General features: G+C 72.7%; 12 protein-coding genes. 7 read left to right on the plus strand and 5 right to left on the minus strand.

Annotated features, from left to right (window positions below; genetic code table 11):
* Positions 1-17: 17 nt before the first annotated feature.
* From N865_RS16390 to N865_RS16405, 4 genes are all read left to right on the plus strand, one after another.
* Positions 18-512, plus strand: a complete 495-nt coding sequence (locus tag N865_RS16390) for an LppU/SCO3897 family protein (protein ID WP_034808241.1) — start codon at positions 18-20, stop codon at positions 510-512.
* Positions 513-644: 132 nt separating this feature from the next.
* Positions 645-2,396 (plus strand): aminotransferase class V-fold PLP-dependent enzyme, encoded by a 1,752-nt coding sequence (locus tag N865_RS16395; protein ID WP_034808243.1) that lies wholly within the window; start codon positions 645-647, stop codon positions 2,394-2,396.
* 54 nt (positions 2,397-2,450) lie between these two features.
* Complete coding sequence (locus N865_RS16400) at positions 2,451-3,140, plus strand: TVP38/TMEM64 family protein (RefSeq protein WP_051510774.1); 690 nt, start codon at positions 2,451-2,453, stop codon at positions 3,138-3,140.
* A gap of 64 nt (positions 3,141-3,204) precedes the next feature.
* Positions 3,205-3,798 (plus strand): hypothetical protein, encoded by a 594-nt coding sequence (locus N865_RS16405; protein ID WP_034808250.1) that lies wholly within the window; start codon positions 3,205-3,207, stop codon positions 3,796-3,798.
* Between the two features lie 27 nt (positions 3,799-3,825).
* On the opposite strand, the gene N865_RS16410 is transcribed toward N865_RS16405, so the two are convergent.
* From N865_RS16410 to N865_RS16425, 4 genes are all read right to left on the minus strand, one after another.
* On the minus strand, positions 3,826-6,144 hold the full coding sequence (locus N865_RS16410) for a heavy metal translocating P-type ATPase (RefSeq protein WP_034808253.1): 2,319 nt from the start codon (positions 6,142-6,144) through the stop codon (positions 3,826-3,828).
* A 33-nt stretch (positions 6,145-6,177) separates the two neighbouring features.
* Positions 6,178-7,197, minus strand: a complete 1,020-nt coding sequence (locus tag N865_RS16415; protein ID WP_245603806.1) for a hypothetical protein — start codon at positions 7,195-7,197, stop codon at positions 6,178-6,180.
* A gap of 110 nt (positions 7,198-7,307) precedes the next feature.
* Positions 7,308-7,517, minus strand: a complete 210-nt coding sequence (locus N865_RS16420; protein WP_034808255.1) for a heavy-metal-associated domain-containing protein — start codon at positions 7,515-7,517, stop codon at positions 7,308-7,310.
* A gap of 194 nt (positions 7,518-7,711) precedes the next feature.
* Positions 7,712-8,170 (minus strand): MarR family winged helix-turn-helix transcriptional regulator, encoded by a 459-nt coding sequence (locus tag N865_RS16425; protein ID WP_034808257.1) that lies wholly within the window; start codon positions 8,168-8,170, stop codon positions 7,712-7,714.
* A gap of 141 nt (positions 8,171-8,311) precedes the next feature.
* Here N865_RS16425 and N865_RS16430 point away from each other — a divergent pair, with 141 nt between their 5' ends.
* Both N865_RS16430 and N865_RS16435 read left to right on the plus strand, forming a co-directional pair.
* Complete coding sequence (locus N865_RS16430; RefSeq protein ID WP_034808259.1) at positions 8,312-8,902, plus strand: YceI family protein; 591 nt, start codon at positions 8,312-8,314, stop codon at positions 8,900-8,902.
* 109 nt (positions 8,903-9,011) lie between these two features.
* On the plus strand, positions 9,012-10,442 hold the full coding sequence (locus tag N865_RS16435) for an MFS transporter (RefSeq protein WP_034808261.1): 1,431 nt from the start codon (positions 9,012-9,014) through the stop codon (positions 10,440-10,442).
* A 152-nt stretch (positions 10,443-10,594) separates the two neighbouring features.
* On the opposite strand, the gene N865_RS16440 is transcribed toward N865_RS16435, so the two are convergent.
* Positions 10,595-11,518, minus strand: coding sequence for an NAD-dependent epimerase/dehydratase family protein (locus N865_RS16440; protein WP_051510776.1), 924 nt, complete (start codon positions 11,516-11,518; stop codon positions 10,595-10,597).
* A 118-nt stretch (positions 11,519-11,636) separates the two neighbouring features.
* Here N865_RS16440 and N865_RS16445 point away from each other — a divergent pair, with 118 nt between their 5' ends.
* The gene (locus N865_RS16445) at positions 11,637-12,260 is read left to right on the plus strand and encodes a TetR/AcrR family transcriptional regulator (protein WP_034808263.1); all 624 of its coding nucleotides are present in this window, start codon (positions 11,637-11,639) and stop codon (positions 12,258-12,260) included.
* Positions 12,261-12,357 lie beyond the last annotated feature (97 nt).

Raw genomic sequence — 12,357 nt, forward strand, 5'->3', positions numbered from 1 at the left:
CCAGGGGAGATCGCTTCATGCCCGACCAGCCCGTCGACCACCAGCCCGTCGACCCGACCCGTCCCGGAACCGACCCGGAGGCCACGGCACCGACGGCGGAGGTGCCGCCGGCCCCCGCCTCCGACGGTCCCGACTCCGGCCACGTGGTCGGGGCCGCCGAGGCTCCGGCCGAGCCGGTCCGCGAGAAGAGGTCCCTCAGCGTCCTCAAGCGTGTCGGCGTCCCGGTCGCCGTCGGCCTCGCCCTCATCGGCTTCCGCGTCTTCAACAGCCAGACCGCCGCCGACCGTCTCGAGGTGGGCCAGTGCGCGTCCCGCGAGTCCGACGACTCGCTCAAGCACCGCGACTGCACCGACCCGAAGGCGACGTACAAGGTGCTGTTCATCAAGCAGGACAGCAAGGAGTCGGCCGCCGACGAGGTCTGCGCTCCCTACACCGACACGACGACGACGTATTTCGAGGGGACCGAGGACGGCTCGGCCGGCGACCTCATCTGCCTTGGCAACGCCAAGTGACCGCACGGTCCTGACCGAGCGGAGGGGCCCCGGGTCGACGACCCGGGGCCTCTCGTGTCCGTCCGGGAATGATTAACCAAACGCTGCGTTATGCAGTTGCGCAATAGCATCACGCTGGCCTATGTTTGTCCCATGGACGCCGCCGCCCCCGACTCCGCCCTGCTCGCCACGATCCGCTCGAGCGTCATCGGGGAGGACCAGGTCATGCACGGGCCGTACGGCCCCCGCCGCGTGACGTATGCGGACTACACCGCCTCGGGGCGCGCCCTCACCTTCATCGAGGACTTCATCCGCGACGAGGTCCTCCCCCGCTACGCCAACACCCACACCGAGAGCTCCGGGACCGGCCTGCAGACGACCCGCCTGCGCGAGGACGCGCGCCGCGTCATCCGCGACGCGGTGGGCGGCGACGACGACACGGTGGTGATCTTCGCCGGGTCGGGCTGCACGGGCGCGATAGACAAGCTCGTCGGCATCCTGGGTCTGCGCGTCCCGTCCAACTTCGAGGACCGGTGGCACGCAAGTGAGCTCGTGCCGGCCGACCAGCGTCCCGTCGTCTTCATCGGCCCCTACGAGCACCACTCCAACGAGGTCATGTGGCGCGAGTGCGTCGCCGACGTCGTCGTCATCCCCCAGGACCTCGACGGGCACATCGACATCGCCACCCTCCGGGACCGGCTGCAGGAGTATGCCGCTCGGCCCCTGCTCATCGGCAGCTTCTCGGCCGCCAGCAACGTCACCGGCATCGTCACGGACACCGACGCCATCTCGACCGTCCTGCACGAGCACGGCGCGCTCGCCTTCTGGGACTTCGCGGCTGCCGGTCCGTATGTCGACATCGAGATGTACGGCAAGGGCGGCCGAGGCGCGGGGAGCGCTGAGGCGCAATCCGGCCCGGCGGCATACGGCAGCCTCGCGTACAAGGACGCGGTGTTCCTCAGCCCCCACAAGTTCATCGGCGGCCCGAGCACGCCCGGCGTGCTCGTCGTGCGGCGCGAGCTGCTGACCAACCGCGTCCCCGACGTGCCGGGCGGCGGGACGGTCGCCTACGTCAACCCGAGCGCCCACGACTACCTCACGGACCCGGCGCACCGCGAGGAGGGCGGCACCCCCGCCATCATCGAGGCGATCCGCGCCGGCCTCGTCTTCCAGCTCAAGGACGCCGTCGGCGTGCCCGTCATCCGCGCCCAGGAGGAGCGTTTCCTCCGCCGGGCCGTCGAGGCCTGGAAGGACGAGCCGGGCATCGAGATCCTCGGCAACCTCGCGGCGGAGCGCCTGTCGATCGTGTCCTTCGTCGTCCACGCCAACGACGGACGCTACCTCCACCACAACTTCGTCGTCGCCGTGCTCAACGACCTCTTCGGGATCCAGGCCCGCGGCGGCTGCTCCTGCGCCGGGCCCTACGGGCACTACCTGCTCGGGATCGACCTCGAGCGCTCGCACGAGTTCGAGCGGGAGATCGGCCGCGGCTGCGAGGGCATCAAGCCGGGCTGGGTGCGCATCAACTTCAACTACTTCATCTCCGACACCGTCTGCGACTACATCATCGAGGCCGTCCGTCTCGTTGCCCGCGATGGATGGCGCCTGCTGGGCGACTACGACTTCGACGCCGCCACCGGCCGCTGGCAGCACCGCAACGGACCGGTCGAGCCGCCGCTGCGCCTGCGCCAGGTGAGCTACGTCGACGGCACCCTCACCTACCCGAAGCAGCTCGACCGGGCGACTGAGGACGATCTCGCCGGCTATCTCGAGAAGGGCCGCTCGATCCTCGCCGGCGCCACCCCCGCGACGGGCGACGCCGGCTCCGTCAACGACGACTTCGACCACCTGCGCTGGTTCGAGCTGCCGTCGGCCTGCGTCCACGCCGTCGACGCGCCGGCCTGAGCGTCGCCGGCAGGTAGGGTGGCGCGACCCCACCACCCCGGCCCGAGGAGAGCGATGCCCCCGGAGGACGCCCAGGGCCACCCGGTCCGCGTCGCGGCGCTCGGCGTCGTCCTCGGTGCCGGAGCCGTCGTCCTCGGCGCGCTGGGGACCGCCGACGTCGACCGTGTCCGTGCCGCCGTCATCGCTGCCGGGGCGGCCGCCCCGGTCCTCTACGTGGTCGCGACGGCCCTGCTCACCCTCCTGCCGGTCCCCCGCAGCGCGCTCTCCGCGGTGGCCGGAGCGCTTTTCGGACTGGGCACCGGCGTCGCCCTCGCCTGGACGGCGAGCCTGCTCGGGGCCCTCGCCGGGTATGCCGTCGGGCGCCTCGTCGACCCCGCGGCCCTCGCGTGGGTCACCCGGCGCCACCACGCCCGGGCCAGGGACCTGCTCGATCGCCGTGGCGTGGCCACGGTGGTGTGGAGCCGTGTCCTGCCGGTCCTGCCCTTCACGGTCGTCAACTACCTCGCCGGCCTGGCCGGCGTGCGCGCCCGCGCGTACGCCGTCGGCACCGCCGTGGGGACGGTTCCCGGGACCGTGGTCTACGTCGCAGGCGGGGCGCTCGCGGGGGGCACCCTCGATCTCGAGCACCCGGCATACGTGCTGACGGCGGGAGCGGCCGCACTGGCGGTGGCAGCGGTCCCGCTCCTCCGGCTGCGTCGTGGCGCTGTCGCGGCGGCTCCCTCCACGAGCTCCACCCCGACGTGACCGAGCCGGGAAACCGGGACCTTGGGCACTGCGGCCACGGCAACCGCCTTGCTCGAATGGCCGTGTGAGGACTCTCCGGCACGTCTGGCGGACGCGGGTCGCGGTCCGGCGCGCGGTGGGACTCGCCGCGGCGCTGGCCCTCTCCGGCTGCACGACCGTCGTCGTGCCTCCGGGCGGCGGGATGATGGGCCCGGCGCAGGGCTACCGGGACTCGTCGCTGACGTGCACCCCGCCGGGCACCCTGCCGGGCGCCGTCGTCGAGGTCCGCGTCGCCGACATGGGGATGAGCCGGATGATGGGCGGCGACGCTCCTCTCGGTGCGCCCATGATGCTCCGTGCCCTGCCCGCCACGGTGCCGGCCGGGGTCGTCACCCTCGTCGTGGAGAACGTCGGCTGGCGCACCCACGAGGTCGTCGTCCTCCCCCTCGCCCCGGGCGAGGCCGCCGGACAGCGGGTCCCTGGCGCCGACGGGAAGGTCGACGAGGCCGGCAGCCTCGGCGAGGTGTCCGCCTCGTGCGCCGAGGGCTCCGGGGAGGGCGTCGACTCCGGGGCGGTCGGGTGGACCACCCTCACCCTCGGCCCGGGTCGCTACGAGCTCGTCTGCAACCTGCGCAACCACTACGCCAACGGGATGTACCAGGCGATCACGGTCCAGTGAGCCCCCCGGCCGGGACCGCGAGCCGAGTCACGCCCCGGTCCCCGCCGGACCACCCGAGGCGAGCGGCCGGAACCGACGCAGCCGGAGGCTGTTCGTGACGACGAAGACCGAGGAGAGCGCCATCGCGGCCCCGGCGAGCATCGGGTTGAGCAGACCGCTCGCCGCGAGCGGGAGCGCCGCGACGTTGTAGGCGAACGCCCAGAAGAGGTTGCCCTTGATCGTCGCGAGCGTCCTGCGCGACAGCCGGATCGCGTCGCCGGCGGCCCGGAGGTCTCCGCGGACGAGGGTGAGGTCGGCGGCCTCGATCGCGGCGTCGGTGCCGGTGCCCATCGCGAGCCCGAGGTCGGCCTGGGCCAGCGCGGCCGCGTCGTTGACGCCGTCGCCGACCATGGCGACGACCCGTCCGCGCTCCTGGAGCGACCGGACGACGTCGACCTTGTCCTCCGGCAGGACCTCGGCGATCACCTCGTCGATCCCGACCTGGGCGGCGACGGCGTGCGCGGCGCGGGTGTTGTCACCCGTCAGCAGAACCGGGGTCAGCCCGAGCTGACGGAGCTGGCGGACCGCCTCCGCCGAGGTCTCCTTGACCGCGTCGGCCACGACGAGGACGCCCCGGGCCTTGCCGTCCCAGCCGACGGCAACGGCCGTCCGGCCCCGGCTCTCCGCCTCGGCCTGGGCCCGCTCGAGAGCATCCGGCAGCGAGAGCGACCAGTCGGCGAGCAGCCGGGGCCGGCCGACGACGACCGCATGCCCGTCCACGACGCCCTGGACGCCGAGACCCTCGACGTTGGCGAACCCCTCGACGGCCGGGAGCTCACCGACGCGCTCGACGGCGCCCTTGGCGACGGCCTGCGCGATCGGGTGCTCCGAGGCGTCCTCCAGCGCACCCGCGAGGCGCAGCAGCTCGTCCGGGTCCTGCCCCGGCGCGGCGTGGACCTCCTGGAGGGTCATCCGCCCCGTCGTCACCGTGCCCGTCTTGTCGAGCACGACGGTGTCGACGGCGCGCGTCGACTCGAGCACCTCCGGGCCCTTGATGAGGATCCCGAGCTGCGCGCCGCGGCCGGTGCCGACCATGAGGGCCGTCGGCGTCGCGAGACCGAGCGCGCACGGGCACGCGATGATGAGGACGGCGACGGCCGCGGTGAAGGCGGCCGGCAGTCCGCTCCCGGTGCCGATCCACCAGCCGAGCGTCCCGGCGGCGAGGGCGAGGACGACGGGCACGAAGATCCCCGAGACGCGGTCGGCGAGGCGCTGCACCTCGGCCTTCCCGGCCTGGGCGTCCTCGACCATCCGCGCCATCTGGGCGAGCTGGGTGTCGGCACCGACCCGCGTCGCGCGGACGACGAGGCGCCCGCCCGCGTTGACCGTCGCGCCGACCACGGCGTCACCGGGCCCGACCTCGACGGGGACCGACTCACCGGTCAGCATCGAGGCGTCGACCGCGGAGGTCCCCTCCTCGACGACACCGTCGGTGGCGACCTTCTCGCCGGGACGGACGACGAAGCGGTCTCCGGCGGCGAGGTCCCCGACGGGGATGCGCTCCTCGCGTCCGTCACGCAGCACCGACACGTCCTTGGCGCCGAGCTCGAGCAGCGCCCGCAGCGCGGCTCCCGCCTGCCGCTTCGAGCGTGCCTCGACGTACCGGCCGGCGAGGATGAAGGTCGTGACCCCGGCTGCCGCCTCGAGGTAGATGTTCCCGGAGCCGTCGGTGCGCCCGATGGTGAGCTCGAAGGCGTGCCGCATCCCCGGTCTCCCGGCGGTCCCAAGGAAGAGGGCGTAGAGGGACCACCCGAGCGCGGCGAGGGTCCCGAGCGAGATGAGCGTGTCCATCGTCGACGTCCCGTGGCGCAGGTTGACCCAGGCGGCGCGGTGGAAGGGCCAGGCGCCCCAGACGACGACGGGGGCGGCGAGGGTCAGCGAGAGCCACTGCCACGAGGTGAACTGCAGGGCGGGGATCATCGCCATGGCGACGACGGGGACGGTCAGGAGCGCCGAGACGACCAGTCGCCGGCGTAGGGCCGTCGTCGCGTCCTGGACGGCGGCCTCCGCGGAGGGCGCGGCGGAGCCCGCGGCGGAGCCTGCGGCGGCTCCCCGACCTGCGCCCTCGTGCGCGGCGGGGACGGTTGCCGTGTAGCCGGCCGTCTCCACGGTGGCGACGAGATCCTCGGGTGTCACCCCCTCGGGGATGCTCACTCGGGCCTTCTCCGTGGCGTAGTTGACGGTGGCGGTGACGCCGTCGAGCTTGTTGAGGCGCTTCTCGACCCGGGCGGCGCACGACGCGCACGTCATGCCCCCGATGGCGAGCTCGACCTGTCGGGTGGGGACCTGTTCGGTGATCTGGCCCATGAGCGGGCCTCCTCTCGTGGCGCGGGGCGCGGTTCAGTGGGCGTGGGAGCTGGTGGGGGCCGGTGTCGCTGATCCGGTCGGCGACGGTTTCGCGTCCGGATCGGTCGCCCGCACCGTCAGGGCCAGGGTGCGGACCACGCCGTGGTGCTTGACGTCGAGGAAGATCCGGTAGTCGCCCGATGAGGGGGCGGTGGCGGCGAACGTGATGGCCGGCCCGGGCCTCGTCGTGCCGTCCCCGGGGTGACCCTCGGGGTGGACGTGGAGGTACGCGAGGTCCCCGACGCGGAGCGCCACGAGGTGCCCGTATGCCGCGAGGTACGGGTCGAGGTCGGTGACCGGCCGGCCGTCGTGGGCGATCGAGAGCGTGAGGATCGACTCCCGGCCCGCGACGAGCTGACCGTCCAGCGTCGCGGTGTACCCCTCGACGGGCTCGCTCGTGTGCGCGGGCGCCGGAAGCGCCACTGGGTCGTAGCCTCCCGGGACGTGGAGGTCGGACCCGAGGGTGAGGCTCTCGCCGGCCCGCGGCCCGGATCCGGGGACGAAGTCGGCGAAGACCCGCCAGGCCCCCGGGTCGAGGTCGAGGGAGCTGGTCCACGTCCCGGTCCCGTCGAGGCTCGGGTGGACGTGCTGGAAGCCGGTCAGGTCACGTCGGACGGCGATGAGGTGCAGGTCCTTCTCGTGCTTGGGCTCGTAGCGCGTGACCGCGTTGCCGTCCGGCCCGATCACCGTGAAAGTGAGCGGGACTCGCGTGCCGGGCTGGAGCCGGTCGGCGCCGAGGACGAGCCGGTACCCGGACTCGGCGACCGCGAGTCCACCCGGACCCTGTCCGGCCGCATGGTCGGTCCCCGGCATCGCGCGGTCTGCGTCGGCGTGGGCGTCGGTGGGGTGGCCATCGGTGCCGTGGCCGTTGGTGGGGTGGCCGTTGGTCGAGTGGCCGGCGTCCCCGGTCGGGATCGGTGTGCCGACGGCGGCGCCGACGCCGAGCGCCGCCCCGAAGGTGAGCGCGATGAGGCCGCCGAAGGCGGCGAGTCTCGCTGGGGTGTTCATGGGCATGCCTTCCTCGTCGTTGGGGTGGGGAGCGGGGTCCGTATGCCACGGAGCCAGGTGGGGCTCGCGACCGAACTCCGGGGGCCGCTCGGGCGAGCGGCCCCGGAGCGGCACGGTCAGCCGGTGACGACCTCGTAGCCGGCCTCCTCGACCGCCCGCGCGACGGCGGCGTCGGTGACCGACCCGTCGGCGGTGACGGTCAGGCGCCCGAGGAGGACGTCCACCTCCACGGCGGTGACACCGTCGACGCGCTGGACGGATGACGTCACCGAGCTGGCGCAGTGGCCACACGTCATGCCGCGGACGGAGTAGGTGTTGCTGCTCATCGTTCGTTCCTCTCGTCGGAGCCGGGCTCGTCCCGATACCCGGATGGGGTACCACGAAGGTACCCCCATGGGGTACCGATTCGCAAGTACCCCACAGGGGTATTGCGGAGCGCCGCTCCGGCCCCTCGCCCCACGCCCTGCCCTTGGTTCAGGGAGGCAGGGCGGGTCAAACGGCGGGTGCCGTCTTCCGCCGCCTAGGGCGTCCGACGCTCCTCCACCACCAGGACGCGCCCGAGCCCCGCGGTCAGGGTCTCGATCTCGGACGACGTCAGATGACGCGCGAAGTGCCGCTCGATCGCGCGGAGATAGGTTGGTGCGGCCGCCCGGAGCCGTCGGCGACCCTCGGGGGTGATGACGGCATACGAGGAGCGACGGTCGTCCGGGTTGGGCCGGCGCTCCACGAGACCCGCACCCTCCAGGTCGGTGACGACCCGGCTGACCCGCTCGCGGCTCAGCGTCGCCTGCTCGCCGAGCTCGGTCATCCGCAGGCGGCGGTCCGGCGCGGCATTGAGAACGAGCAGGACGTCATACCAGGAGATGGGCAGCCCGATGGCGGCCAGGGCCCGTTCGAGGCTGGGCACCACTGCCGCGTGGACGCGAAGGACTGCCGCCCAGGCCGCCACGCCCTCGGGATCAGTGGCTCGTGCTGGCATGCGGGCAGGCTAGCAGTTACGTGCGCACGCACACACCTTGACGGGGCCGTGATCCCGAGCCTATAAATGTGCGTGCGCACACACTTTCAATCGCGGGCTCGCCTTGCGCAGGGCACCCGCTCCTCGCTAGGAGCACACGCCATGACCGACATCACCACCAGCCGCGAGGCCGTCCGGACGATCCGGGGGGCGGTCCTGCCCGTCGCAGGAACGTGGGACATCGACCCCGGACACGCCGACCTCGCCTTCACCGGGCGCCACTTCATGGTGACGAAGGTGCGGGGCCGTTTCACCGACGTCCGGGGCGCGATCACCGTCGCCGAGGACATCACGCAGTCGACCGTAGAGGTCGTCATCGGCATGGCCTCCGTCGAGTCGGGCAACCCGACCCGCGACGAGCACCTCAGGTCAGCGGAGATGTTCGACGTCGAGCGGTACCCAGAGGCGACCTTCCGGAGCACGTCGGTCGACTGGTCCGGGACGACGGGTGCCGTCCACGGAGACCTGACGATCCACGGCGTGACGCGCCCGGTGGTTCTCGACGTGAGCTTCGAGGGGCACGTCCGCGACCCGTGGGGTGGCGACCGGGCCATCTTCTCGGCCGCCACCCGGGTCAACCGCGAGGACTTCGACATCACCTGGAACGTCGCCCTCGAGGCCGGCGGCGTCCTCGTCAGCAAGGAGGTCGACATCACGATCGAGATGGAGACGGTCTTGCGCGCCGATCTGTGAGACGCGGGAATGTATACCCCGGGCGGGTACTTGTGGTACTACTACCACTTGTACCCCCTAGGGGTATCTACCCAGCGCCGACGGCGCACACGAGAAGGAGTCTCACGACATGAGTACGATCCACCCACCCGAACCTCGCCGGGGACTGGCGCTGTCGTTGATCGCGGCGGCACAGTTCATGGTCATCATGGACACCTCGATCATCGGGGTGGCCCTGCCCCAGATGCAGGCGGACCTCGGCTTCAGCCAGGAGAACCTGTCGTGGGTGTTCAACGCCTACGTCATCGCCTTCGGCGGCCTGCTGCTCCTCGGCGGCCGGCTGTCCGACCTCTACGGAGCCCGTCGGGTCTTCGCCGGCGGCTGGGCCACGCTGCTCGTCGGCTCGCTCGCCGCCGGCCTGGCGACGTCGCCGGCCGTCGAGCTCGTGGCCCGGGCTGTTCAGGGCGCCGGCGCCGCGCTCATCGCACCCTCGGCCCTGACCCTGCTCATGATGCTCTTCGGGTCCGAACCGAAGCAGCTCACCCGGGCGCTGGCGATCTATGGCGCCGCCGCACCGGCCGGAGGCACCGCCGGCGTCTTCCTCGGGGGTCTCATCACCGAGTACCTCTCCTGGCCGTGGGTCTTCTACATCAACATCCCGATCGCGGCTCTCGCCCTCTACCTGACCCGCTCGCTCATGCCTGCGGGCGGCGGGCGCAGCGGCTCGCTCGACCTCATCGGCTCCGTGACCGTCACCACGGGTCTCGGCGCCGCCGTCTTCGGCATCGTCCGCGCCCCCGAGGCGGGTTGGACCTCGGCGGCGACGCTCGCGACCCTCGGCGCGGCGGTCCTGCTTCTCGGCACGTTCCTCCTGGTCCAGGCGCGTCGCCGGGAACCCCTCGTGCGGCTCTCGATCTTCGCCAGCCCGAACCTCGCGGGCGCCAACGTGGCGCAGCTGCTCCTCGGCGGGGCCTGGATCCCGATGTGGTTCTTCCTCAACCTCTACCTGCAGCAGGTCCTCGGGTTCAGCGCCTTCCCCTCCGGTGCGGCGCTCCTGCCGATGACGGCCCTCATCATGATCGGCATGATCGCCCTCGCGCCGCGGGCCATGGGCCGGTTCGGCGCCAAGCCGATGATCGTCTCGGGACTGGCCGTCCTCGCGGTCGGGCTCGGCTGGCTCTCGCTCGTGCGGCCGGACGGCAGCTTCTGGGTCGACGTCCTGCCGGCCTCCCTCGTCGCCGCCCTCGGGATGAGCCTCGCGTTCATCCCCTCCCTCGGGACGGCGATCGGCGCGGCCGGACCCGAGAACGGTGGCCTCGCGTCGGGCATCGTCAACGTCAGCTACCAGGTCGGTTCGGCGATCGGCCTCGCCGTCGTGACGGCGATCGCGGCCGGGGCCGGGGCCGACCGGCTCGGCTCGCCGGTCCAGCTGACCGAGGGCTTCTCGGCGGCGTTCGTCGCGGCTGCCGTTGTCGCCCTCGCTGGAGCGGTCCTCGCCGCGGTCACCATCCGCGGCAGCCGGCGGTCGGCCCCGGCCGAGCGTGAGTCGGTCAACGCCTGAGCGCCGACTCGGGCGGCGACTCACGCCCTGGGCGCCGCATCATCGGAAGCACGGAGCAGGCCCGGGTCCATCGGACCCGGGTCTGTCGGTGTGCAGGGCCTGAGCGTGCTCGGTGTGTCCTCCGCCGCGCCGCGCGGACCCGCCGCCCTGAGTCAGGCGGCGTCGGCCGCGCCGTACGAGCCGTGCCGCAGCTCGACGAGCACGCCGGGGCGGCTTGGGCTCCAGCCGAGCCTCCCTGCGGTCACGGCCGCAGAGACGACCTGGTCGCAGGCAAGAGCCTGGGCGAACGGGGCGCCGAGCGCGCCGGCCGCCTCGGGGAGGGGCCAGCTGCGCACGAGGTCGACGCCCGCGGCCGCTGCGGCCGCCGCGGCGATCTCCGTCGTGTCGACACCCTGCTCGGCCACGGCGTGGAGCAGGGCGCCCGGGTCGGCCCCCTCGACGGCCGCGACGAATCGGTCGGCCAGGTCCTCAACATGCACCATCGGCCACCGGGCGGGCTCCCCCACATAGAGCCCGGCACCGTGCTGCGCCGCCAGGCTCACGAGGAGCGCGGGAATTCCCCCTGCGCGGCCGTGGGCGATGCCAGGGCGCACCACGACGGACCGGACCCCACGCGATGCGGCTCCCAGCACCTGCTGCTCGATCCGGGGCCGGTAGCCGACGATGTCGAGGGGGTTCGTGGGGGTGGACTCGTCCTGGACCGAGCCGTGCGAGGGCCCGAGGACCCACACGCCGCTCGCGTAGACGTACGCGCGCCCGGTTCCCTCGAGCGGGGCCAGCAGTGCCGCCGCGGCCGCGCTGTCCACGGACTCGTCGCCGCTCGGGGTCGCGAGGTTGACCACGGCGTCGACCTCGGGGGTGACCGCCGGCCCGAGCGAGGCGGGTTCGGTCAGGTCCCCGACGCGAGCTGTGACCCCGGCAGGCAGGTCGGAATCCGGGAACCCGGGACGCGTGAGGGCGATGACCTGGTGGCCGCGGGCCACGAGGTGCTCGGTGACGACCTGGCCGATGTAGCCGGTGGCCCCGATGACGAGCACCGTCTGCGATGACGGCTCGTGCTGAAGCTGGGTGGGCATGAGTTCTCCTCGACTGGGTGTGATCGTGGACCCCGTGCGGCAATCCGGACTAGAGTCCTCTTATGCGAGCGACATTAACGGACTCCAGTCCGCTTGGTCAATCCCTCGAGGGGCCCTCATGAGCACCCACGCGGCCGGGGACGGCCCCTCCCTGCCCATCGGGCCTCCCCCGGTGCGCGAACGGGCCGACGCAGCACGCAACCGCCGGCGCGCTCTCGCCGCGGCCGAGGCCCTCTTCGCCGAGCGCGGCGTGCACAGCGTGACCATGGACGACGTCGCGGCGGCGGCCGGCGTCGGCAAGGGGACGCTGTACCGGCGCTTCACCGACAAGGGTGGCCTCGCCTCGGCGCTCCTCAGCGAACGCGCGATCGCGCTGCAGGGAGAGATCCTCGGCGGACCGCCGCCGCTGGGCCCCGGGGCACCCCCCGAGCTGCGCCTGCGTGCGTTCACGACGGCATACCTCCGCTTTCAGGCCACGCACCTCGACCTCGTGCTCCTCTCGGAGACCTCGACGCCCGGGGCCCGGCTGCGGAAGGGGTCCTACGCCTTCTGGGCCCAGCACGCCGAGATGCTCCTCCGGGCCAGGGGGGTCCGGGACCCGCTCGAGCGCGCCGAGGTGCTCCTCGCCGGGCTGTCTGCGGAGCAGGTCAGCTCATGGTTGCGTGACCAGGGCCGAGACCTCGAAGCGCTCGTCGAGGCGATGGGCCGGCTGGCGGACGCACTGGGCTCCGCCGGAACATAGACGAGAGGCCGTCTTCGGATCTCTCCGAAGACGGCCTCTGCTGTGCTGTCATGCACATTTGTAGCGGGGGCAGTGTCTGATTCCACGACATAGTTGA

The organism is Intrasporangium oryzae NRRL B-24470 (assembly GCF_000576595.1).
Lineage (GTDB): Bacteria > Actinomycetota > Actinomycetes > Actinomycetales > Dermatophilaceae > Intrasporangium_C > Intrasporangium_C oryzae.

Excerpts from the sequence above, each read along its gene's own strand:
- N865_RS16400 (WP_051510774.1), top strand. The coding sequence starts at position 2,451 with ATGCCCCCGGAGGACGCCCAGGGCCACCCGGTCCGCGTCGCGGCGCTC.
- N865_RS16415 (WP_245603806.1), bottom strand. The coding sequence starts at position 7,197 with ATGCCCATGAACACCCCAGCGAGACTCGCCGCCTTCGGCGGCCTCATC.
- N865_RS16430 (WP_034808259.1), top strand. The coding sequence starts at position 8,312 with ATGACCGACATCACCACCAGCCGCGAGGCCGTCCGGACGATCCGGGGG.
- N865_RS16445 (WP_034808263.1), top strand. The coding sequence starts at position 11,637 with ATGAGCACCCACGCGGCCGGGGACGGCCCCTCCCTGCCCATCGGGCCT.
- N865_RS16395 (WP_034808243.1), top strand. The coding sequence starts at position 645 with ATGGACGCCGCCGCCCCCGACTCCGCCCTGCTCGCCACGATCCGCTCG.
- N865_RS16410 (WP_034808253.1), bottom strand. The coding sequence starts at position 6,144 with ATGGGCCAGATCACCGAACAGGTCCCCACCCGACAGGTCGAGCTCGCC.
- N865_RS16390 (WP_034808241.1), top strand. The coding sequence starts at position 18 with ATGCCCGACCAGCCCGTCGACCACCAGCCCGTCGACCCGACCCGTCCC.
- N865_RS16420 (WP_034808255.1), bottom strand. The coding sequence starts at position 7,517 with ATGAGCAGCAACACCTACTCCGTCCGCGGCATGACGTGTGGCCACTGC.
- N865_RS16425 (WP_034808257.1), bottom strand. The coding sequence starts at position 8,170 with ATGCCAGCACGAGCCACTGATCCCGAGGGCGTGGCGGCCTGGGCGGCA.
- N865_RS16440 (WP_051510776.1), bottom strand. The coding sequence starts at position 11,518 with ATGCCCACCCAGCTTCAGCACGAGCCGTCATCGCAGACGGTGCTCGTC.
- N865_RS16435 (WP_034808261.1), top strand. The coding sequence starts at position 9,012 with ATGAGTACGATCCACCCACCCGAACCTCGCCGGGGACTGGCGCTGTCG.